Genomic DNA, 22,706 nt, shown 5'->3' with positions numbered 1-22,706 from the left:
ACAATCAACTTTATAGGTATAGAGTTAGTTAACAACAATCTTTGCGAAAAGAGCTTATATAAAAAAATAGACTTGCTCTTCCCTCCGGAAAAACAAGTCTATCAGTTTAAGATATTTTCTTTTCTTTTACTTTACCAGTGTCCTTTAAATAGTACTCTTCGGAAGTAAAGAACTCATTGGTGAGTCTTTTAACCTCTTTACTTAGGAGAAGGACCGCGATGATATTCGGAATCAGGATGGCTGCCAATGCTAAATCAAGGAACTGCCAGATGACCTTGGCCGCTCCGACGGATCCAAGGACGATGGCAACGGTATAAACCACTTTAATCCCCTGAGCCGCCTTCCAGCCGAACAGGAATTCAGCCTGCTTGGCACCATAAAAGACGATGACGATGATCGTAGACAAGACGAAGAAAATCAACGAAATCGTGACGAGGATTCCTCCAAACTCTCCGAAATAGTTCGTAAATGCCTCTGTCGTGAGGGCTGAAGGATCATCCAGAGCATTTTCTGCCGTCCACACCCCTGATGATAAGACGACAAATGCAGTGGCGGTACAGACGATGATCGTATCGATCACGATCCCAACGATCGCCCAAAGCCCCTGCCTGACAGGGTGATCCGTCTGGGCCGCTGCATGGGCAATCGGCGCCGTTCCGAGTCCTGCCTCATTGGAGTATAATCCCCGGGCAAATCCCCAGCGGATCGTCTCTGCGATGGCTACCCCGGCAAACCCTCCCATTGCAGACATGGGTTGAAAGGCATGTGACAGAATCAAGCTGAAGAATTCAGGTACTGCATCCATATTCATAAACAAAATCACCAAGGTGCTCCCGACATAAATCAGGGCCATGAACGGCACGAAGATCTCCGTCACCTTACCGATCCGTTTAATGCCGCCAAATACAATCAGCACGACGATAAGCGCAACGATGATACCCGTGATCAATCCATCTACATTAAACGTTTCTTCCACTGTAGAAGCTACGGCATTCCCTTGTACCATGACGCTCGGGATCAGCTCGATCATAAGGGCAAAGGCGAACCAGACTCCAAGCCACCTCATGTTCAACCCTTTCGTCATATAGTACATGGGGCCACCGACATATTCCCCTTTTTCATTCTTCTCACGATAGCGGACCGCAAGCACACTCTCCGAAAACTTAAGCGCCATCCCGATAAGGGCAATGACCCACATCCAGAAAACGGCTCCGGGACCACCGAACATGATCGCAGCCGGGACACCGACGATATTCGCAGCACCGATCGTGGACGACAGGGCAGACGTCAGCGCCTGGAGGGGAGTGACGGTCCCTTCTCCCTTCGGCTTCTTAAATACACTTCCAACCGTTTGCTTAAAAATGTAAAGAGGATACCGAAATTGTATAAATTTCAATAATACGGTTAAGTACAAACCTGTTGCACCCAGGACGATGATCAATGGTGGACCCCATAACCACGCCGAAACTTTACCTATGATGTCAAAAAACGTATCCAATCGTGCTCCTCCTTTGATAGAGGCAGTGGCTAACGTTTGGAATAAACCGCGGGGGAAATGTTGTTTTCTTACGTATGTATAAAGCCTATCATTTTTCTATCACAGACGACCCCGAATCCTGAAAAATTAGCCACTACTTCTACATGCTTTTCCAGACTTTTCCCTAAAATGGGTGCTATAAAACATTTTGTGGAGAATTCTTACGAAATGGATTAAGGAGCTTAATACGGGAGGCCATCACCATGTTCGTTCAACCCTTCTGTGAATTTCCGTCCTTCGACAAGATCCCTCCATTTCCCCGGAAATACGTCAAAAAACCTGCAGCCGATTCATCAGCTGCAGGTCCCTTCTTTTATTCTGTCACCCTTGGCAATATCAACACTTCCACCCGGCGGTTCTGTCCCCGACCCTCTGCTGTTCCGTTGTCTGCGATCGGTTCGAATTCACCGAACCCTTTCGCACTGAACCATTGGGGATCAAGTGCCGGATTGGCCAAAATGATTTTCATGAAATTGACGGCCCGCATAACGCTTAGCTCCCAGTTGGAGTCAAATTCTGCGTTGCGGATGGGCACATTATCTGTATGACCGCTGATGATGATGTTTCTCGGCGGATTCATTTCGAGAAGGCCCGATAATTCCTCGGCAACATTCTGGTCACTGCCCTGGACCGTGGCAGACCCTGAGTCGAATAAGACATTGTCGCGAATCGTGAGGAGGAGCCCTTCATCCGTCAGCTTGGTGACGAATTGAAGCTCCAGATTATTCGTTTTGATGTATTCGTTTATTTTTTTCTGGATTTCTTTCAGTTCTTCCTGATCCTTCAAAAAGGCCTGCTTCTCCAGCTCATCTTTACTTAATTCCTTTTCTTTTTCCTCATCGATCCCGGCTGATGCAGCCTGCTTCTGTTCTTGATCGCTGGACTGCTGGGGGGCGACAGGGCTTGGATACTCCATCATCCCCGTGCCTCCGGTGAAGATTTCACTGAATACCTGTGAGAGTTCCTTGAACTTCTGGGCGTCCACCGAGCTTGATGCGTACAAGACGATAAACAGGGCCAGCAACAGGGTGAGCAAGTCAGCATACGGAATGAGCCAGGACTCGTCCATATGTTCGTCGTCATGTTTCTTCTTACGCCGCCTCATCCTCTTCCCCCTTTAATAACAAAATCCGCTCACTTGCCGGTAAATAAGATGCCAGCTTCTGTTCGATCACCCGGGGAGATTCTCCCTCAATGATGGAAAGAATGCCTTCCACCATCATCATTTTCATTTGAACCTCTACCTTTGACTTCCTTTTCAACTTATTGGCGAAAGGGTGCCACAGAACGTATCCGGTAAAGATACCAAGAAGTGTTGCAACGAAGGCCGCTGAAATCGCATGGCCCAGCTCTTCTGTATTGTCCATATGACTGAGGGCTGCAATCAATCCGATAACGGCCCCGAGCACACCAAGAGTCGGCGCGTACGTTCCTGCCTGTGTAAAGATGAGGGCTCCTGCGCTGTGCCGCTCCTCCATTGCATCAATTTCTTCATGCAAGACATCCCTTATGTAATCGGCACTCTGTCCATCCACTGCCAATGAAAGTCCGTCCCTCAAGAATGGATCATCCACTTCCTGGGTTTTGGCCTCCAGTGCAAGCAGCCCTTCTTTCCGGGCAAGATCCGCCACTTGCGAGAAGAATTGGATTGTTTGTTTCGGGTCCTGCAATTTTTGTTCTTTAAACAATATGCCGAAGAGCTTCGGTACTTTTTTGATTTCGTGTGTGGGGAACGCAATGGTCACTGCGGCCACCGTCCCCAGTAAAATAATCAAAATGGCTGCAGGGTTCAATAAGGCAACCGGGCTCACCCCTTTGAATACCATCCCTACTCCCACCGCTATCAATCCTAAAATGACTCCTATTAAAGACGTCTTATCCATCTGATCGCTCCACCTTACTCATCGTAGTCTATTACTAATATCGGATAGAACGACTGATTATTGAGTGAAAAATCTATTCAAAATTTTGTAAAAATTACTGTAAAACGTTATAAACACACACTCTCTTTTTGTCGATATATGGAATATACGGGATTTTATTAAAAGGAGAGAAATGTCATGACCCCCAAGCAATTGAAAGAAATCGATAGTAAAAGGAAGAATCTTCTGCTGCTGATCACGTACGGAATCAGCCTTGCAGCTGCACTCACGTATTCCATCCTTCATGAATCGGGCACCATCACCGTAACGGTATTCGCATTACAGATCCTGTTTCTTGCGGGATACTTTGTTGTGCTTCAATTCATCCTGAAAAAACCGAATCTTTATGTCTATTTTGCCATCCCTACTTCCTATATCATAATGGGAATCTGGCTTTTTCTTGAAGGGTCGAACCCTCCCGATTTAGTCATCCTACTCTTTTTAGCTGTTATCAGCGCCATTCACTTTAATCCTGTCATCTTCGGAATTGGTTTCACATCCGGTCTTGCCATGCTTTTACTGAATGGATTGCTAACTCCAAAGGGTGATCCCATATTCACTGAATTATTCATCCCTTCCCTGTTGAGTTATGTGTTGTTAGGCATTGTCCTGGCCGTCGTCATCCAACTGAATCGAACGCAATTCAGGCAGCTCCAGGAATTTATCCACACAACTGAAAACGAAAGCAGGAAAAAAGAAGAACAGCGAAACTTCTTACAAAAAGAACTGGCGACCATCTCAGGAAGCATCCAACAAATCAACGAACAGATCCAGACCCATCTCGTCTCCCATGATGAAATGAAAACGGCAGTGAATGAAATCTCAGCGGGAAGTGTCACCCAAAGTGATCAGATCAATAACATCGCCCTCGTCACAGAAACGACAATGGGTAAGATGGAAGAAGTCGCAAAGCTTTCTGATGACCTTACCACCCATTCGACCGATGCGAATGCGATTGCCGTGTCGGGAAGCGAACGTGTCATGGATCTTCAGGAAAACATGATCGAATTAAAAAACATCATTGAAGGCCTTCACCAGACCTTTAAAGAGCTCACAAGCAAAATTGAAGAAACCAACAGCTTTATCGGCAGCATTCAGGACATCACCGATCAAACCAATCTGCTTGCTTTGAATGCATCCATCGAGGCCGCACGGGCAGGAGAAGCAGGACGCGGCTTCAGTATCGTAGCCGATGAAATACGGAAATTGGCTGAAATCACACGGAATACGGCGACACGCATCAATGACAATCTGGCATCTGTCAATGCGGTAAACTCCTCTGCCGTTGAAATCATGAATCTAAGCTCTGAGAAGCTTAATGAGAATGTGGGGGCTACCGGTGAGGTCACGGCGTATTTCACATCATTGCGCGAGAAGCTTGACGCCTTATCAAATGAATTCCAGCGCCTCACCACCACCGCTTCTGACGTAAGGGGGCAAACCGAGGAAGCCGAGCTGTCAACGAAGGAACTCGCGGCTGTCATCCAACAGACTTCTGCGGGCCTGGAGGAAATCAGCGCCACCATTGAAACTCTTCACGGTGACAACCGGACGATTGCGCAATATGTTCAAGATACTGCCACAAGTGCAGCCCGTATTCAGAACAGTGTCAAAGCATAATCTGTGGTAAACTGAGAAGAGAAGCTTTAAAGGATGTGGCACTGTTGAAAAAACGTTTCACCATGATCATTCCCATCATGATACTCGTAGCCGTTGCATGTTATTGGATGCTCGGCAAATATTATTCCGAGATCGAACCTGGTTCTAAATTCATGCTGATCATTGGAGGCACCCTCCTATCCGGCGTGATCTCCTTCTTCCTATTTAAAGAAGACGAAGAACCGAAATAAAGAAAACACCACTTTCCGTAATGAAAGTGGTGTTTTCTTCATTTCAGCAGTTTGCCTTCCAGCTTATGCTCATAATTTTTGAACAAGGAACTATTTGTTTTGATTCTCTTCTTCGAAAGCATGCTGTTGTATTTCAGCATTTTCTCATTCAGACTCTGCTTTAATTCCCGCTCTTCCTCTTCATTCTCACAGGCTCTGATCAAGTCTTCGATCCTCATCATTTCCTTCTTCACATTCATTTCATCCGTTGTGAATCCTGCATTCTTCATGATTCGATGGGCCATCTTTAATTCTTGGGGAACCCCTCTGTCATCGTCGAGATTCAGCGGTTTTCCATAGCCGGGAAGATTCTCGAACTCCCCGTCCTCATACGCCTTTTTAATTCGTTGTTCCGAAACAATTGATGAAAAATCCAACGCTATCACCCCTTAGGAATTGATTGATTCTAAAGAAGCATTTCCTCACCCGTTACTACCAGTATATCCAAATGGACGGGTTGCTGCACATGGGAGATGCGTCCGTTTTCTGACAATTCATCTTCACATATTTTCGTCCCTCCTGGAAAAACTACCTGTATCTCGAACGAAAAGGAGTGGCTCATATGGCACGAGGTAAATCATTCGAATCAAAGAAAAAGGGACACCCGGGGAACTTCCCTCAAAATAGTACATCTAGTAAACATTCCGAGGATGCAGTCGGCGATGAAGAATTGATCGTGACACAGGAAGCGTTTAAAAATCGTGAAGATAACGATGAACATCGCTACTAAAGTCGAAAAACGCTAGGAATCCTAGCGTTTTTCTGTTTTCCTTCACTGAAATGAACTGAATCTGGATGATTATTTTCAAATCAGGAGGATGTATTTTCATTGTTACAATTTTATTTTCAAAGTGTTAAACCGTCACACTTTCCTGCTTACTTAAATCCATTGCCGGACCGAAGAATTCGAAACGTACCTTTGATACGCCCATTTCCTTCAATGTACCGATGACGGCTTTCATGAATGGTGCGGGGCCGCACACATAGCATTCGGTTCCAGCGTCCACATACTGCTTCAGGATCTCTTCATTCACATATCCTGTGAAGTGGGAGGAAGATTCTTCCAGTGGATTTTCATAAACAAAGCACGCTTCCCCCTCCTTAAGTTCCGTCATGAGCTTTTCGACGTCTCCTTTAAAGGCATGCACGCCTTCATGTCTGCTCGCATGGATAAATGCTGTCTTACGTTCCGGTGTGGATTTGGTCACTTGTTCGAGCATGCTCATCATAGGTGTGATCCCAACGCCTCCGCTTATAAACGCAACAGGTGAGTCCCCGTCCTCTAAATAGAAATCGCCGGCAGGCGCGCTCACTTCAATCTCGCTTCCTACAACTGCTTGATCATGTAAGAAGTTGGACACCTTCCCTTGTGGATCGCACTCTGCTTCTCTTTTAACAGAAATTCTGAATTGATGGTCCATCGGCGCACTTGATAAACTGTACTGACGAATATGGGTGAATTCTTCCCCAGGGATCGTCACTCTGACTGATAAATATTGACCAGGCATGTAGGTTGGGACACTGCCGCCTTCTTTCGGTTGAAGATAAAACGAAGTGATGACGTCGCTTTCCACTACTTTTTCAGCAATGATGAACGGTTTAAAGTCTCTGTAGCCGGCATCCTTGTTTTCAGTTTCTTTATACATTTCTTCTTCTACATCGATGAATACTCCGGCGATGACACCGTATGCGTCTCCCCATGCTTCGATGATCTCATCTGTCGCTGCATCTCCTAGAACCTGCTTGATCGCTTGAAGCAGATGCTCGCCAACGATCGGATAATGCTCAGGCTTAACACCTAAACTTCTATGTTTGTGTGCGATTTGCTTTACAACAGGGAGGATCATTTCCAGCTTATCTATATTTTTGGCGGCAGCATACACGGTATTGGCCAGGGCGGTTTGTTGTCTTCCCTTTTTCTGATTGGCATGATTGAAAATATTTAGTAATTCCGGATGATTGGTAAATAAATTTTTATAAAAAACAGACGTAATTTCCGTTCCTTTGACTTCTAATACAGGTGCAGTGGATTTCACGATTTCAATGGTTTTTTGAGATAGCATATTGGTCACCTCTAAAGATATATTTTGAATACATCTTTAGCCTACTCCTACTCATCGATTAAAGCAATATATAAAATACATCTTTAACAAAACAGTCACATTTAGACACAAACTTACTTCCTTTTGTATAATGGGGATAGTGGAACGGAAAGGTGAGATACATGAGACTAACTTTATACACTGACTACTCACTGAGGGTCCTGATTTTCCTGGCTTCAAAACCAAAGGACGAACTCTCTAATATAAAAGAAATCGCTGATGCCTACAGCATCTCTAAGAATCACCTGATGAAAGTGACGTATGAACTCGGAAAGATGGGGATGATCGAAACGATCCGTGGCAGAAACGGCGGGATCAGGCTTGCACAGTCACCTGAAGACATCAATATAGGCAAACTGGTCCGTGCGACGGAAGAGGATTTCCATCTTGTCGAATGCTTCGATGCCGAAAACAACTCATGCATCATCACACCGGTATGCGGTTTGAAGCATGTCCTTGGTAAAGCACTGAACGCCTATCTCTCTGTCCTCGATGATTACACCCTGTCCGACCTCATCCAGAATCCCATGGACTACAGGTTCCTCTTTCAAGAGCAGAAACAGGATGAAACGTCCACATAAAGAATGCTTCTCATCGATTTGCGGTGGGAAGTTTTTTTGTTCAATTCATCATTCAGCTGCTGAATTTACCTCTCTAATCAGCAGCTGAACGATTTAACCGGAACGGGCCTTACTTCTTACTCTCGCTATACTTAAATGTCATCAATAGAAACAGGAAAAAGCTGAGTAACAGTGTACTTCCCCCGACAATATAAAAGACGGTCGTAAAGCCTGCCGGCAGATTGAATGGATTTAAATTGTACATCCACATCCCGACTGTCAATCCAATCGAACCGATGATCGCCGTCCACACATGGGCAAATGCCAGTTTAGAGGATTTCGGTACCTGGTAGGATCGATAATAGGAAGAGTAGGCAAATAAGCTCAACCACCCGACCACCAGGATATGGGCATGGATCGGCTTGAATGCATACGATCCGGCTCCGGCCATATGAGACCCGAGAAATGCTCCGATAAACCCATAAATCGCTGACATTCGTAATAATAGGACATTCCAAGGCATGTCGTCTTCCCCCTTTTTTATAAACACGCTTCCATCATTATAGTATAGTTGTCCGAATCCAGGTATGAATCTTGAGTCGATGCCATACAACGTTCAAATTTAGCGTGAATAAATACTTTTTCCTTCTTTAACATACGATACAAAGATAGGTGTAAACACTTGCAAACGGTGTGGGCCCTGATACAATAAGAATGTAATAGAACATTCTGAAAAAAGGAGAATACATATGACTAATTTCCAACAAAATTTAGAGAAATACGCAAATCTTGCAGTTGAAGTCGGAGTGAATGTTCAAAAGGGTCAGACCCTCGTCATCAACACGTCCATCGACTCTGCAGAATTCGTCCGCTTAGTAGTAAAGAAAGCCTATGAAGTAGGAGCGAAGCACGTATATGTAAACTGGAGCGATGATACCGTCAACCGTACGAAATACGATCTTGCCCCGGATGAAGCATTCCAGGAGTTCCCTGAGTGGAAGGCACGTGAAGTCGAAACGCTTGCTGAAGGCGGAGCTGCCTTCATGAGCATCGTCTCTTCAAGCCCTGACCTGTTAAAAGGCGTCAATCCGGATCGCATCTCGAACTTCCAGAAGGTTGCCGGTAAAGCGATGTCCAAATACCGTCAGTTCATCCAATCCGACAAAGTCAGCTGGTGTGTGCTGGCCGCTCCTTCGAAAGACTGGGCTGCCAAAGTATTCCCGGATGCTTCTGAGGAAGAACAAGTGGACCTATTATGGGATGCCATCTTCAAAGCCGTACGCGCTGACCAGGCAGATCCAGTCCAGGCATGGAAGGATCACGACGCAAACCTTCACGAAAAAGTCGAATACCTGAACGACAAGAACTACCAGAAGCTTCATTACACTGCACCGGGGACGGACCTTACCATCGAACTTCCGAAAGGTCACCTTTGGGTAGGGGCGGGAAGCGTGAACGAAGAAGGTACGACTTTCATGGCGAACATGCCGACGGAAGAAGTCTTCACGGTTCCACTTAAAACCGGTGTAAACGGTACAGTATCAAGCACGAAGCCACTTAGCTACGGTGGTAACGTAATCGACAACTTCACGATCACATTCGAAAACGGTCGCATCGTGGACGTAAAAGCTGAAGAAGGCGAAGAAATCCTGAAGCGCCTTGTGGATACTGATGAAGGATCTCATTATCTTGGGGAAATCGCCCTTGTTCCACATCAATCGCCGATCTCTCAATCGAACGTGTTATTCTACAACACATTATTCGATGAGAACGCATCAAATCACCTTGCGATCGGTAATGCTTATGCATTCTGTATTGATGGCGGAAAGAAAATGAGCGAAGAAGAGCTTGAGAAAAACGGTTTGAACAACAGCATCACTCACGTTGACTTCATGATCGGTTCTGACAAAATGAACATCGATGGAGTGAAAGAAGACGGCTCGTCTGAGGCCGTATTCCGCGATGGCGGTTGGGCGTTTTAAGTTCAGTATGTAGTGTGAATCCCTGAGAGGCGGCTTGTCTGCTTTTTGGGGGTTTTTTTGGGGATTGGTTTGGTTTGGTTGACTGGTTCGACTGTTGACCGAGCGCTCAATCAAATGGATTGATTTGTTAAAAAACGCAATCAACCTTCATTTTGACGCAATTATTTAAAAAAAGACGCAATTAATTTTATTTTGACGCAATCATCATCAAAAACGACGCAATTCCTTTTACCCGATTAAGTATGAATCATTCTATCCCCTACCCATACTGTTTCGTCAACGCAATCGCCGCTATTGTCGCACCAGCTGCCTGGGCATAGCTTCCGAAAGTGGTGATCTGCAACCCTAGTCCCCTCATTCCTTTTAAAATGAATGTCTCCCCCACTGCTTCAAGGGCAGCCCCCAGGGATTGAATTGTATTTCCAGAAGCAAGGAGATCGGAATAGGCACGTGTACTCAATGTTGCCCCATATGCTTCGAGTCCTGCCCCGACAGACTGGACGACATCCCCGAAAACATCCAGGTTCAATCCGGCGAGCTCTTCCCCTGAAAATTCAAGTTCAGCAGCCAATACATTCGTGACGTTCCCAGATGCCTGGATCCAATCCCCAATTATCCGATAGGTCTCTCCTATGGAGCCATCCGACAATTTTTCGGCACCGACTGCCTGAAGGGAGTTCCCCACCGCTTCGAATCCATTTCCAATGGAGACCAGTCGGAACCCGATAGGCTCCTGATTCAACCTCTCCTCCTGAATGATCATGGTTTCACCGATGGCAGCAATCACTGTCCCGACGACCTGGGTCCACACACCGGTAATGAGAATTAGTCTATCACTCACCATCATCCACCCCTTTCACTCTCAGTACTTCTAATGTATTCCAAAAAGGGAAAAGGGATTACGAGACACCGCGCTGGCATGAGATATTTTGTAAAATACCAGTAAATCAGTCTTGTTTATTTTGTCCTGTCGGGCTATGATAATCTAGTTCATCTAGAGTTTCATAAGGGGAGGGATTTAGATGAGAATACGGGATTGGGACCGCAATTTAAAGGTCCGGCTGTTTGGGGAAGCAGCGATTAACATTACCTTCTGGATGTTCTTTCCGTTTTTGACGATCTATTTCACAGAGTCGTTTGGAAAGCAGACAGCGGGATTATTATTGGTTCTTTCACAAGTATTCGCCGTACTCGCGAATCTGATGGGAGGCTACTGCGCGGACCGTTTCGGCCGCAAGAGGATGATGGTGATATCGGCATTTGGACAAGGCTTTGCTTTTCTGATCTTTGGACTGGCCAGTTCGCCTTGGCTTGATTCTGCCATGATCGGGTTTATCTGTTTCAGTTTGGTCGGGGTATTCGGTTCCTTTTATTGGCCGGCAAGTCAGGCCATGGTTGCCGATGTGGTGGACGAGAAAGATCGGAGCCATGTATTTGCCGTCTTTTATACATCCATCAATATTGCCGTCGTCGTAGGGCCGATACTAGGGGGCATTTTCTACGTCCACTATCGCTTTCAATTATTGATTGCAGCGGCATTAATATGTATGTTATTAGCCCTGCTGCTCTATAAAATGACGAGGGAAACGGCACCGGCTGATAAAAACAAGCTTCTTGTTACAGAGGGAAAAAAGAAAGCCTGGCACAGTGTGTTGTCTGATCAATTCAAAGACTATAGCGTCATTTTCAAAGACAAAACGTTTTTATTGTTTATTTTAGCCGGAGTCCTGGTAGGTCAAACGTTCATGCAATTGGACCTCCTGATTCCTGTATATATAAAAGATGTCATGGATAAAGCCACTCTGTTCAGCTTCGGGGACTGGTCATTGACCCTTGTGAGTGAGCAGGTATTTGGACTGATTTTATCTGAAAATGGATTCCTGGTGGCTCTTCTTACAGTCGTCATTACGAGATGGATCACAAAGTTCCGCGAACGGAATGTGTTCATTCTGTCTTCTGTCATCTATGCGGTATCGATCTTTATTTTTGGACAGACCAGTTCTGTCTGGATGTTTGTGATCAGCATGGCGGTGTTCACATTCGCGGAATTGATGACTGCGGGGATCCAGCAAAGCTTCGTATCCAAGCTTGCACCGGATCATATGCGCGGACAGTATTTTGCCGCTGCCAGCCTGCGTTTTACGATCGCGAGGACGATTGCGCCCCTATCCATCACCCTTTCTTTATATGTAGGGTATGATTGGACGTTCATCCTCCTTTCCATTCTTGCTCTTGTCAGTGCTGGACTCTTCTTTATCATGTTCGAGCGCTTTGAAAAAGAAGAAATGGAAATGAAGAAAGTTGCTCATTAATAAAAGGAATGATCCGTGATGGATCATTCCTTTTTGAATAGATGTAGCATCAATATGGCGCTTAGGTTTTTTCGAAGTTGACTCCTGAAAAATTTTCAGAAAAGGATGAATCCGAAAAATTCCATCTACCCCCTTTTTTCATCAAAAATGAGATGTTACAATGTACAACCGTAAGCAATCTTAACGTAGCTCCTTAAAGAGCTGGTCGGAGATTCCAATCAATACTACGCAAAGAAAGGATGTTTATTTCAATGCATATCGGAAGCAAAGGCTGGTACGTAGAAGAACTAAAAAAAGCGGGGGTACGCCGCTACGAAGAACGCAAAGTAGAATCTTATAAAAAGCACGTTCTTGCAAACCTATTAGAACGTACAAAATAAAAATAAGAGGGACGGACCTCGATTCCTATGACCAGGTCATAGGAATGAAGGTCCGTCCCTTTTTTTATTTCAGCAATTTAGTTGAGTAGATTGGGTTCAGGTTTGGTTGAATGGAGTATTTTTTTGTCCGGTTCAGTTTGTATGTTTTGTTTTTGAGTAAATAGGTTCTGTATTTTTGGTTCCAGCTTTTCAGCGACCAGACGATGAGTCCTGCTGTCAGGAGGAACAGTCCTCCGGTTGCGGGCCAGAAATAAGGTGAAATGACCGCTGACTCATATGCAAGACCAATCGGTGAAAAAATGAAATACGTCAGTACGACCGAAGCCATCAGGACGATGGATAACGGAAGGCTGTATTTCCATGGCATCATGTCCACTTTCGGATTATAACGGTATTCGTACGGTTTCTTCATTGGTTTCCACCAACCGATCACAAGCATCAGGGCCACTTCTGCTACAAAGAGAATCCCATAGATGTGAATGAAGTTGATATCAATGGTGAAGCCGAAAAGATGTCCCGTCCCCCATACGAGCATATAATACGTGATGACATGAAGGATGATGACCGTTTTTGCAGCCAATGCCGGGATTCGTTTTGAAAATACACCGACAAGTAAAACCACGATGATCGGGATATTAAAGAATCCCGTGAATCGTCTGATCAAGTCCCATAATCCGTCCGTCGCATTGATCAATAGCGGGGACACACACATGGATACTACGGCCAACAGCGCTCCGAACCATTTACTGATCGTGATCAATTTCTGATCGCTCACACCCGGATTGAACTGAGGCTTGTAAATATCAAGGGCAAAAAGCGTCGCTGCACTGTTCAGCAATGAATTAAAGGAGCTTAACACGGCTCCAAGCAGCACAGCCAGGAAGAATCCTGTTAAATACGATGGCAGTACGGCATTGATCAATGCCGGATAAGCTAAGTCCACACTTTTTAATGAGTCACCATACAGATGGAACGCAATGACTCCGGGAAGCATCATCATAAAGGGAACGAGTAGTTTATAGAAACCTGAAATGATGACACCCTTCTGTCCTTCCGCTAAGTTCTTCGCTCCAAGCGTACGTTGAATGACATACTGATTGGAAGCCCAATAGAAGAGATTCGCAAAAAGCAGACCGGTAAAGATGGTTGAAAACGGGACGGAATCCGATGCGGACCCGATCGAATTCAGTTTCTCAGGGTTCTTTGTCGCAATTTCCTTCACTCCTGAAAGGATGTTTCCTTCCCCCAGCGCATAGAATCCCAGTATCGGGACGAGGATCCCGATGATCAGCAACCCTACACCATCCATTCAACGTATCAGAGATCGCCACAGCCTTCAGTCCACCGAAAATGGCATAGATACTTCCGATGATCCCGATTGTCCACACAATCACCCAGATCGATTGAGTATAGGATATTCCAAGAAGTTCGGGGACATCGAATAACTTCAAGACAGCAAGTGCCCCTGAATAGAGCATCGAAGGAATCGTCACAAACACATAGCCAAGCATAAAGAGAATGGTCGTGTATTGGCGAACGCCCTTATCATATCGTTGGTTCAGGAACTCAGGTAATGTGGTGAAGCTCCTCCCCAAATATTTCGGTAGCAAATACAGGGCCATGATGATGATGGCAAATGCGGCCGTCACTTCCCACGCCATGTTCGACAGGTTCGCACGGAACGCCTGCCCGTTCAAACCCACCAGCTGCTCTGCCGATAAATTGGTGAGTAAGAGCGAGCCGGCAATGAACGTTCCCGTCAGCCCCCTCCCTGCCAAAAAATAACCTGTGGAGTCATTCAGGGACCCCTTTGTTTTTATGTATGAAACCCACGCAACCAATCCCATAAAGAAGACACAGGATACCAGCGTAAACAGTAAACCACTCTCAAACATCGAACCTCTTCCCTTCATATTTAGTAGATGTGTTTGAGAAAGTTCCCCAAAAGTTATACTAGTAAACTATTATTTTTTGAATTTTGTTAAAAATAGTCATAAGGAACCACCACGTTTTTCCATTGTATTCTTTTAAAAAAACGGTTGTGGAGGGCTTTCACCCTGTGATAAAGTAAAGGACATATTTTAAAAATAACTTCATACGAATTCCTTATATATCTATGGTGATATGGACCATAAGTCTCTACCTGGCAGCCGTAAAGTGCCGGACTATAAGGAAAGTCTATTCTATATGCTGTCTATAAGTGTGTGGAGACTTTCCCTATGTTAGTAGAGAAAGTCTCCACACACTTTTTTAATTGTTCTTTTTAAGAAGTCTGACATCATACGACATCAGCATTCGATGAAGAAACTATTTGGAGGATTGATATTGTGAGTTTAGTTTATGGCATCTTATCTTTACTTGGCGTTTTATTTCTAGCGTGGCTTCTGAGCAGCAACCGCTCAGCCATCCAATGGCGTACGATCATCATCGGCATCTGCCTTGAATTTTTGCTGGTTCTTTTTGTATTGAAGGTTCCCTTTGGACAAACGGTCTTGAAGAAAGCCGCTCTTGGTGTCCAGAAGGTCATCGATTACAGCAATGAAGGAATCATGTTTGTGTTCGGAGGATTCTTTGAAAAAGGGACGAACATCTCCTTCGTATTCGCCATCAATGTATTAGGGGCCATCATCTTTATTTCAGCCCTGATTTCTGCTCTATACTATTTACGAATCATTCCATTTTTCGTTAAATATATCGGAATCGGACTTGGGAAAATCCTCGGGACGACAAAGGTCGAATCCTTTAACGCAATCGGGAATTCGTTTCTCGGATTGGCGGAAGCTCCCTTACTCATCAAGCCTTACTTAGTGAAGTTGACTCGCTCCGAGCTTTTTGCGGTCATGGTCGGAGGAACGGCTTCAGCAAGCGGAGCCATCCTGATCGGATACTCATTGATGGGGATCGATATGAAATTCCTTCTTTTATCAGTATTCAGTGTTCCTATCGTATCCCTTGTCATCTCGAAGATCATCGAGCCGGAAACGGAAGAATCACAAACAAATGGAGACATTTCATTAGGGAAGACCACTCATACGAACGTGTTTGAAGCAATCTCCGAAGGCGCACTGAGCGGAACTCAATTAGCGATTAACATCGGTGGATTACTGATTGCGTTCATCGGGATCCTTGCCGCCGTGAATGGATTATTGGGACTTGTCGATACGAGCCTCTCAACGGTATTCGGGTACGTATTCTATCCATTGGCACTTCTCGTCGGGATCCCGATGGATGAAGCATTCCGTGCCGCGTCCATCATCGGGACGAAGCTTTCTGTGAACGAATTTGTGGCATACAAGGAACTTTCAGGAATGATGAGCGAGCTTTCACCCAAGACCATTGCGATCCTTTCAGTCGCTCTTTGTAATTTCGCCAACCTGTCTTCCATCGGGCAGCTGATTGTCGGACTTGGTTCTTTAGAGCCGACTCAACGGCCGATGGTATCCAAGTTAAGCTTGAAAGCCATCCTTGCAGGGACCCTGGCAAGCTTTATCACAGCCATCATCATTAGTATATTTCTATAATTTTTTGCGTTATTTATGTTTCTCCCGGCACCATTTAGTGAATAGTATAAGGTAGTAATCTTTTTTCACATTGACAACGGAAGGTGAAACCATTGAGAGAAAAAAAGACCATGAAAGAAACGAAAACAAGTAAAACGACCCACGTTCTTCCACCTGACACGAACCATCACGGTACGCTGTTCGGTGGAAAACTGATGGCCTATATAGACGATGTGGCTTCCATTGCCGCTACCCGTCACGCCCGCAAGCCCGTTGTAACGGCTTCCACGGATTCCGTCGACTTCCTTCAGCCCATTAAAGTCGGCGACGCTGTAACACTTGAAGCGATGGTAACCTATACGGGGCGCAGTTCCATGGAAATTTGTGTGAAGGTGACTTCAGAAGTCCTTCTCACAGGAGAGACCAATGTGGCCGCCATTTCCTTCTTGACGTTTGTAGCCCTGGAAGGAAATAAGCCGGCGATCATTCCTGAAGTCGTGCCGGAAACAGAAGAAGAGAAATGGCTGAACGAAACAGCCCAAAATCGTGCCGAACACCGTAAAGCACGCAAAAAACATAGTGAAGAGCTGGCGGAATTTTTCCGTAAAGCGTATTAGATGGATGGAGATGCTTGTTATAGAGCATCTCTTTTTATATGTGGCTAAAGGCAGCTAAAAGAAGATTTCGCCATTGTCCCTTCCCGCAAGCTCCCCCGACGATTCTTGTACGTAAACAACTCCAAGCCCACCTATCCTTCCCCAGTCGCAATCACATAAAACCCATTCCAGATCTTCCCCATATTTTTTACCCATCCCCCTTCAAAATAGGTCCGTCCCTCCGATAATACAGAGGTACGGACATGTAGGATGTCTTATTATTACCATATTTGGAGGTTACGGTTTGAAGAATATAGTCAGTATGTTTCTTCTTGTCTTGCTTACAGTGGCAGGGTGCTCTACGCCTATGACGGAAGAAACCAGCACAGAGAAACAGCATAGTATCGGAATCCTGCTCTCGGACACAGGTCTTGGGGATGGGTCATTTAATGATTCTGCCTTCAGGGGGCTTGAACGTGCCCGTGACGAATTAGGTATATTATTCGATTATAGAGAAGCTCCGGACGGAAATTTTGAAGGAGCTCTCAAGGAACTGGTTGAACAGGATCATGACCTTGTGATCGGTCTTGGGTTTTCGATTCAGGATGCCCTTGAAAAGGTGGCAGCAGAAAATCCCGATCAACAATTCCTATTGATAGACGGTTTTTCAGAGATGGATAATATTACGTCGATTACGTTTAAGGAACATGAAGGAAGTTTCCTTCTCGGTATGGTTGCCGCCATGAAAACCAAGACAGGAACGATCGGATTTATCAGCGGAGCCGATGTACCGGTCATCGCGCGCTTTGAACAAGGCTATATCCAAGGAGCGAAGTATATCAATCCTTCCATTAAAGTGTTAAAGGACAATGCCAATAACTTCGGTGACGCAGAACTGGGCAGGCAGATTGCTGAGAAACAAATGAAACAGGGTGCGGACTTTATTTACCCAGCTGCCGGGTTTACAGGGGTCGGGGCCATTCAGGCTGCTCAAAAAGCAGGGAAATTATCTGGAGGTGTCGATTCAGATCAATATTTCATTGCCGAAAAATCGGTTGTCACTTCCATGGTCAAAAAAGTCGACAATGCTGTTTTTAATATTACAAAGGAACTGATCACCGACGGGAAGATCTCTCAGCACGCTTATGAACTCGGTCTTAAAGAAGACGGTGTCGGCCTTGCACCGATTCGTGTCACCAGTCTGTCTCCGGAGGAATCAAAAAAACTGGAAGACGCTAAGAACAAAATCATCTCGGGGAATATTACGATCAATTTGCCATAAATTCATCTAAGGAGCATAGTCATGCCACTAAAAAAACGTTTACTGATCTTGGGGCTGATTCCCCTGATCCTTTCGACCATCATTATCGGCTACATCGTTTCTCAATTGATTTCACTCCAGAATTCAGCGAAGGAAGATGTAGCGGTACTGCTCGAAACGGAAACATTACGCGGGGATCTTATCATTACGAAACAAGCCCTTTCGAACTACTCGGTCAATTCGACGGAAGAAAATAAACAAATGGTCGAAAGCTTATTGGAACAAACCACGACTCAAATTACTGAGTTGAAGAAACTCATTTCTGTAAAGAATCAAGCACGGACCCTGTCGTCCATAGAAGCTAAATTCACCGAACTGAAGTCGGCTTCGGATTCCGCTCTCAGTGAAATGAACAAAGCAGAGATCAAGCGGCAGTCGATACGTATTTCAGGCGTTCTGAACGATATGTATCTACTGAATCAACAAACAAATGATTGGTATCAGGGTTTATTAAAAGAAAACAAAAATGAAATCCAATTCATCGTCTGGGCTTCGGTCATCGGTTTCATCGTGACGATCTTCCTCTCTCTTTTAGCATCGAACCTGCTTACCAGGAGAATCGTCAAGCCGTTGAACCGGATGGTAGAAAACGCTGAAAAAATGGCGGATGGGGATTTAACGATCACCATCGATGCAGTGAAAGAAACCAACAGCAGATTTGAAGTCGATAAGCTGCAAACGGCATTTCACCTTATGGTCAAAAATCTGCGGAGTACGGTCCAATCTGTCCATGATATCGGATCCAAAGTAGAGGGATTCACTCAGGATGTCCGCTCTCAAATGTTGAATCTGACGGAAAGCAGCAACCAGGTGGCACTTTCCACAGAAGAGCTCGCCAAAGGGAGCCAATCGATTTCTGAGGATATTCAATCCACCGCTTCCCTTATGGCTGTGATGGGGGATGACTTTGCCCGGAATGTCGAACAGAGTGCAGAGTCTTCCGAGAGCAGCAAAGTCGCCATGACCTCGGTCGGAAACGGTCGAACTTCCTTAAATAAGCAGCAGGAATTTGCCGGGATGATTGCTGAATCTTCGTCTTCAATCATGAACTCGGTTGAATCCTTCGCCCAATATACGGGGGAAATCGAGAATGCCGCACAGGCGGTTCGGGAAATTGCCGATCAAACGAATCTCCTTGCGTTGAATGCAGCGATCGAAGCCGCCCGGGCAGGAGACGCCGGGAAAGGTTTTGCCGTTGTGGCTCAGGAAGTGCGGAAGCTTGCGGAAGACTCTTCCGTTGCAACAGAACGGATCGGAAGCATGGTCGGGAACATCAAAGAAGGGATTCAGTCCATCATGGATGCTTCCCAAAAAGGGAAAACCCTTTCCACCCAGCAGGTTGATTCCATGAGTGTGACGGAGCAGGCTTTTGAAGAGATTTCTGGAAATGTTTCTACAATATTCGATAACCTCGCCAAGCTCGAGAGGGGAATGATTGATTCTTCCGAGCGAACCAATCAGGTCATTGCCGCCGTTGAAAACATTTCAGCCATCACGGAAGAAACCGCCGCCGGTACAGAAGAAATTTCTTCCTCAACGGAAGAACAGCTTCGGTACTTTGAACGCATGAATGAGCAAGTTGGTGAATTGAACAAAATGACGGTAGACATGAAGAAAGAGTTGGAACGATTCACCCTATAGAAGAATGAGAGGATGCCTTGAAAATAGGCATTCTCTTTTTGTTGAGTAGAAATGCAGCGATGTTTGGGCGTTTCCCTGATCCACAATGTCCGGTGCCCCTCATAGACCACGAATCTTCCACATTCCGACAATAACCTCACACCATTCCCCTACGTCCACACTCACCCACCCTAAAATACTAGTTAAAATCACCCCTATGTTTATTACAGAACGTTTAAATTTTTTTAACGAACAAAAGGGGCAGGTCCGTCCCTTTATACATATACGGGTATACAAAAAGGCTCTGTATAAACGTTTTATTTTTTGATGAGCGCTTTCATATCTGTCATACTTTGTAACAATTTGTCGGTGGTAAATATCTCCACCTTCATAACCCCCGAAAATCTCCTATACTGTATAGAAGGTTATAGTGTGTAGAATTCTTATAGTTGGAGGAATATTGATGTTATCAAACTCTGAAATTGGGATCGATTTAGGAACAGCAAATATACTTGTTTATAGTAAAAATAAAGGAATTATACTTAATGAACCGTCCGTCGTGGCGATTGACACAGAAAACAAAACGGTATTGGCCGTTGGTACAGAAGCGAAAAGCATGATCGGGAAAACACCAGGAAAGATCGTGGCTGTACGCCCCCTTAAAGATGGTGTGATTGCCGACTTTGATGTGACGACTGAGATGCTGAAGCAAGTGATGAAAAAAGCGAGTAAAAAACTTGGATTCTCTATCCGTAAGCCTACGGTTGTTGTATGTACGCCTTCCGGTGCAACAAGTGTTGAAAGACGAGCGATTCAGGATGCGGTGAGAGGAAGCGGTGCGAAATCCGTTACCCTTATCGAAGAACCTGTAGCAGCCGCAATCGGAGCTGACTTACCGGTTGGAGAGCCTGTTGCCAACGTGATCGTTGATATCGGTGGTGGAACGACGGAAGTCGCGATCATTTCTTACGGCGGTGTCGTTTCTTGTAACACGATCCGTATCGGTGGAGACCAAATGGATGAAGATATCGTCCAGTACGTTCGTAAACGTTATAATCTCCTGATCGGTGAAAGAACGGCTGAATTAGTGAAAATCGAAGTCGGTCAAGCATTGATTGATCATGAGGAAAGAACGATGGATATCCGTGGACGTGATCTTGTCACTGGTCTTCCGAAAACGATTGAGCTATCATCGAATGAAATTCAGGATGCATTGAAAGAATCCCTCCTTCACATCCTGGAGACGATCCGTGCGACATTGGAAAATTGTCCTCCTGAACTGAGTGGAGATATTGTTGACCGCGGTGTGATTCTGACTGGTGGTGGAGCCCTATTGAACGGACTTCAAGATTGGTTGAGCCAGGAAATCGTTGTACCGGTTCACTTAGCTCCCAACCCGCTTGAATCAGTGGCCATCGGAACAGGACGTTCACTATCCGTGATTCACAAGCTGCAAAAAGTAAAATAAGAAAGAAGACATCCCCCATTCGTTTGGGGGATTTTTTTGTACCCAAAATACCAAACTCATCTATATACCCCACTAACATTTTTTCAAACATCTGTGATCCAAATTCTTGTTACGTTCGTTAGCTTATTAAAATTGAGTTCCGCCCCGTTGTTTAGTATCCTTATTTTATATGTCAAAGATAAGGAGCGTACTATGCCCAATGAGCGTCAGGATTTAGAACTGTACCAACAAGTTTTGGCAAAAGATTCGACTGCATTGCGACAGCTTTATCAGCAATACGAAAAATTGATCTATTCCTTCTCATATAAAATGACAGGAGATCGTGAAATCGCGGAGGAAGTAATCCAGGAGGTTTTCATGAAGCTCTGGAAGAAGCATTCTCCCTATGACCATAGCAAAGGGAAATTTTCTTCATGGTTATTGACGATGACCCGGAACACCTGTCTGGATGCGATTCGCAGACGAAAGAAGCATGAGTCTGTCGAATATATAGAAAAAGACTCCCTTCAGGTCACCTATGAAACGCCCGCCGATCAACTGGAGTGGAAAGAAAAAGGGAATGCGATCAGGGATTGCATACAAACCCTGAAAGAGGATCAGCAAAAAATCGTGCAATTATTCTACTTTAAAGGATTGACTCAAGCATCCATCTCCGAATCCACAGATATTCCACTCGGAACGGTTAAAGGAAGGATACGTTTAGCTCTTAAACATTTACACACGTGCCTAAAAGGGAAAGGAGGTACATTCGAATGACTACACCACAATGCGATCATTTACTGGATTACTACAACGGACATTTATCCCAACTCGAGAAAGCTCAATTTGAGAAACATCTGAAGAGCTGCCCTCAGTGTCAGGAGGAACTTCATGAACTGGAGCAGTTAATAAGCTTTATGCCTTTCGCATCTGATGTTGTCGAACCTCCCAAGGACCTGGAAGACCGTGTGATGGCCGGCATTCTAGGAGAAGAGAAACGAACCGCAAATGTCGAGCCTCCAGCCAAAAAGAAAAAGAAGGCATGGTTCCTCCCTTCTGTCGCTGCCGCTCTTTTCCTTTCCTTAATCGGGAATGCCTACTTATTCTCACAGCTTGAAGATCAGGATGAAGTCGTGGAACAGGCGACGATCGATCAGGTCGTACAGTATGTCGATCTGGCTGCAGTCAATGGAAACGCACGGGGTACCGCAAGCATTATCAAGCAGGGTGCACAAACAAGCATGGTCGTTCAGGCGTCTGAACTGCAGGAACTTTCGAATGAAGAGGTGTATCAGGTATGGCTCATTAAGGATGATAAGCCTGAGCGTGCCGGTACTTTCGTCACGAGCAAGGACGGAAAAGGTTCGGTTGTATTCAAATTCAATGAAGAGTTTACGAAGGAAGATTGGGATACGGTCGCAATTACCCTTGAACCCGATGCCAATAGCCAGCTTCCCAAGGGCGACATTGTGTTGGCTTCCGAAATTTAATAAATTTTATACATTGTTATTCGCCCGGCAGTCCATAACTGCCGGGCT

22 protein-coding genes, 1 pseudogene and 1 riboswitch are annotated in these 22,706 nt (G+C 45.2%); of the genes and pseudogenes, 14 read left to right on the top strand and 9 right to left on the bottom strand.

All coding sequences use genetic code 11. The features are described 5' to 3' along the window. Positions 1-106: 106 nt before the first annotated feature. From BVI01S_RS19510 to motA, 3 genes are all read right to left on the bottom strand, one after another. A complete protein-coding gene (locus tag BVI01S_RS19510) occupies positions 107-1,498 on the bottom strand; it encodes an alanine/glycine:cation symporter family protein (RefSeq protein ID WP_061811289.1) in 1,392 nt (463 codons plus the stop codon). A 352-nt stretch (positions 1,499-1,850) separates the two neighbouring features. Beyond that, the gene (motB, locus tag BVI01S_RS19505; protein WP_061811288.1) at positions 1,851-2,642 is read right to left on the bottom strand and encodes a flagellar motor protein MotB; all 792 of its coding nucleotides are present in this window, start codon (positions 2,640-2,642) and stop codon (positions 1,851-1,853) included. Further along, positions 2,629-3,420 (bottom strand): flagellar motor stator protein MotA, encoded by a 792-nt coding sequence (gene motA / locus BVI01S_RS19500; RefSeq protein WP_061811287.1) that lies wholly within the window; start codon positions 3,418-3,420, stop codon positions 2,629-2,631. The genes motB and motA overlap by 14 nt, the downstream gene beginning before the upstream one ends. Before the next feature lie 177 nt (positions 3,421-3,597). Here motA and BVI01S_RS19495 point away from each other — a divergent pair, with 177 nt between their 5' ends. Beyond that, positions 3,598-5,079: a methyl-accepting chemotaxis protein gene (locus tag BVI01S_RS19495; RefSeq protein ID WP_061811286.1), complete on the top strand. Its 1,482-nt coding sequence runs from the start codon at positions 3,598-3,600 to the stop codon at positions 5,077-5,079. 44 nt (positions 5,080-5,123) lie between these two features. Continuing rightward, positions 5,124-5,309 carry a hypothetical protein gene (locus BVI01S_RS19490; protein ID WP_034761236.1) on the top strand — a complete coding sequence of 62 codons (186 nt, stop codon included), beginning with the start codon at positions 5,124-5,126 and terminating at the stop codon, positions 5,307-5,309. A 38-nt stretch (positions 5,310-5,347) separates the two neighbouring features. Here the strand turns inward: BVI01S_RS19490 and BVI01S_RS19485 are convergent, their stop codons facing one another. After that, positions 5,348-5,725, bottom strand: a complete 378-nt coding sequence (locus tag BVI01S_RS19485; protein WP_061811285.1) for a DnaJ family domain-containing protein — start codon at positions 5,723-5,725, stop codon at positions 5,348-5,350. A 185-nt stretch (positions 5,726-5,910) separates the two neighbouring features. Here BVI01S_RS19485 and BVI01S_RS22785 point away from each other — a divergent pair, with 185 nt between their 5' ends. Further along, positions 5,911-6,078 (top strand): hypothetical protein, encoded by a 168-nt coding sequence (locus BVI01S_RS22785; RefSeq protein ID WP_167562132.1) that lies wholly within the window; start codon positions 5,911-5,913, stop codon positions 6,076-6,078. A gap of 124 nt (positions 6,079-6,202) precedes the next feature. Here BVI01S_RS22785 and hmpA read toward each other — a convergent pair whose 3' ends face one another. Further along, positions 6,203-7,411, bottom strand: a complete 1,209-nt coding sequence (hmpA, locus tag BVI01S_RS19480) for an NO-inducible flavohemoprotein (protein WP_061811284.1) — start codon at positions 7,409-7,411, stop codon at positions 6,203-6,205. Positions 7,412-7,572: 161 nt separating this feature from the next. Between hmpA and BVI01S_RS19475 the strand changes: the two genes are divergently transcribed. Beyond that, the gene (locus BVI01S_RS19475; protein ID WP_034761233.1) at positions 7,573-8,031 is read left to right on the top strand and encodes an RrF2 family transcriptional regulator; all 459 of its coding nucleotides are present in this window, start codon (positions 7,573-7,575) and stop codon (positions 8,029-8,031) included. A 109-nt stretch (positions 8,032-8,140) separates the two neighbouring features. Here BVI01S_RS19475 and BVI01S_RS19470 read toward each other — a convergent pair whose 3' ends face one another. Beyond that, positions 8,141-8,533: a hypothetical protein gene (locus tag BVI01S_RS19470; RefSeq protein ID WP_034761232.1), complete on the bottom strand. Its 393-nt coding sequence runs from the start codon at positions 8,531-8,533 to the stop codon at positions 8,141-8,143. Between the two features lie 226 nt (positions 8,534-8,759). Between BVI01S_RS19470 and BVI01S_RS19465 the strand changes: the two genes are divergently transcribed. Further along, positions 8,760-9,992 carry an aminopeptidase gene (locus BVI01S_RS19465; RefSeq protein WP_061811283.1) on the top strand — a complete coding sequence of 411 codons (1,233 nt, stop codon included), beginning with the start codon at positions 8,760-8,762 and terminating at the stop codon, positions 9,990-9,992. Between the two features lie 259 nt (positions 9,993-10,251). On the opposite strand, the gene BVI01S_RS19460 is transcribed toward BVI01S_RS19465, so the two are convergent. After that, positions 10,252-10,833, bottom strand: a complete 582-nt coding sequence (locus tag BVI01S_RS19460; RefSeq protein ID WP_142245340.1) for a DUF6944 family repetitive protein — start codon at positions 10,831-10,833, stop codon at positions 10,252-10,254. A gap of 181 nt (positions 10,834-11,014) precedes the next feature. Here BVI01S_RS19460 and BVI01S_RS19455 point away from each other — a divergent pair, with 181 nt between their 5' ends. Together BVI01S_RS19455 and BVI01S_RS22300 are read left to right on the top strand one after the other, a co-directional pair. Continuing rightward, entirely contained in the window at positions 11,015-12,304 is a 1,290-nt protein-coding gene (locus BVI01S_RS19455; protein ID WP_061811281.1) for an MDR family MFS transporter, read from the top strand. 251 nt (positions 12,305-12,555) lie between these two features. After that, on the top strand, positions 12,556-12,684 hold the full coding sequence (locus tag BVI01S_RS22300) for a YflJ family protein (protein ID WP_079530789.1): 129 nt from the start codon (positions 12,556-12,558) through the stop codon (positions 12,682-12,684). A gap of 64 nt (positions 12,685-12,748) precedes the next feature. On the opposite strand, the pseudogene BVI01S_RS19450 reads toward BVI01S_RS22300, so the two are convergent. After that, a pseudogene (locus tag BVI01S_RS19450) lies at positions 12,749-14,579 on the bottom strand (solute:sodium symporter family transporter). Between the two features lie 191 nt (positions 14,580-14,770). After that, a riboswitch (purine riboswitch) is annotated at positions 14,771-14,872 on the top strand. Positions 14,873-15,011: 139 nt separating this feature from the next. On the opposite strand from BVI01S_RS19450, the gene BVI01S_RS19445 reads away from it, so the two are divergent. After that, positions 15,012-16,205 (top strand): NupC/NupG family nucleoside CNT transporter, encoded by a 1,194-nt coding sequence (locus BVI01S_RS19445; protein WP_034761224.1) that lies wholly within the window; start codon positions 15,012-15,014, stop codon positions 16,203-16,205. Between the two features lie 92 nt (positions 16,206-16,297). After that, entirely contained in the window at positions 16,298-16,801 is a 504-nt protein-coding gene (locus BVI01S_RS19440; protein WP_034761222.1) for an acyl-CoA thioesterase, read from the top strand. Between the two features lie 54 nt (positions 16,802-16,855). Here BVI01S_RS19440 and BVI01S_RS22645 read toward each other — a convergent pair whose 3' ends face one another. Then, the gene (locus BVI01S_RS22645) at positions 16,856-16,996 is read right to left on the bottom strand and encodes a hypothetical protein (RefSeq protein ID WP_156477365.1); all 141 of its coding nucleotides are present in this window, start codon (positions 16,994-16,996) and stop codon (positions 16,856-16,858) included. Between the two features lie 88 nt (positions 16,997-17,084). Here BVI01S_RS22645 and BVI01S_RS19435 point away from each other — a divergent pair, with 88 nt between their 5' ends. The 5 genes from BVI01S_RS19435 (at position 17,085) to BVI01S_RS19415 (ending at position 22,658) form a co-directional block, all read left to right on the top strand. Beyond that, positions 17,085-18,062 carry a BMP family lipoprotein gene (locus tag BVI01S_RS19435; RefSeq protein ID WP_061811280.1) on the top strand — a complete coding sequence of 326 codons (978 nt, stop codon included), beginning with the start codon at positions 17,085-17,087 and terminating at the stop codon, positions 18,060-18,062. A 21-nt stretch (positions 18,063-18,083) separates the two neighbouring features. Further along, positions 18,084-19,742 carry a methyl-accepting chemotaxis protein gene (locus tag BVI01S_RS19430; RefSeq protein WP_061811279.1) on the top strand — a complete coding sequence of 553 codons (1,659 nt, stop codon included), beginning with the start codon at positions 18,084-18,086 and terminating at the stop codon, positions 19,740-19,742. Positions 19,743-20,184: 442 nt separating this feature from the next. Continuing rightward, positions 20,185-21,189 carry a rod-share determining protein MreBH gene (gene mreBH / locus BVI01S_RS19425; RefSeq protein WP_034761217.1) on the top strand — a complete coding sequence of 335 codons (1,005 nt, stop codon included), beginning with the start codon at positions 20,185-20,187 and terminating at the stop codon, positions 21,187-21,189. Positions 21,190-21,381: 192 nt separating this feature from the next. After that, positions 21,382-21,945 carry an RNA polymerase sigma factor gene (locus BVI01S_RS19420; RefSeq protein WP_061811278.1) on the top strand — a complete coding sequence of 188 codons (564 nt, stop codon included), beginning with the start codon at positions 21,382-21,384 and terminating at the stop codon, positions 21,943-21,945. Continuing rightward, positions 21,942-22,658 carry an anti-sigma factor gene (locus BVI01S_RS19415; RefSeq protein WP_061811277.1) on the top strand — a complete coding sequence of 239 codons (717 nt, stop codon included), beginning with the start codon at positions 21,942-21,944 and terminating at the stop codon, positions 22,656-22,658. The genes BVI01S_RS19420 and BVI01S_RS19415 overlap by 4 nt, the downstream gene beginning before the upstream one ends. Positions 22,659-22,706: the final 48 nt, after the last annotated feature.

This window comes from Rossellomorea vietnamensis NBRC 101237, from assembly GCF_001591825.1.
Lineage (GTDB): Bacteria > Bacillota > Bacilli > Bacillales > Bacillaceae_B > Rossellomorea > Rossellomorea vietnamensis.
The sequence above is the reverse complement of the archived record's forward strand: the minus strand, read 5'-3'. Positions and strand labels throughout refer to the sequence as shown.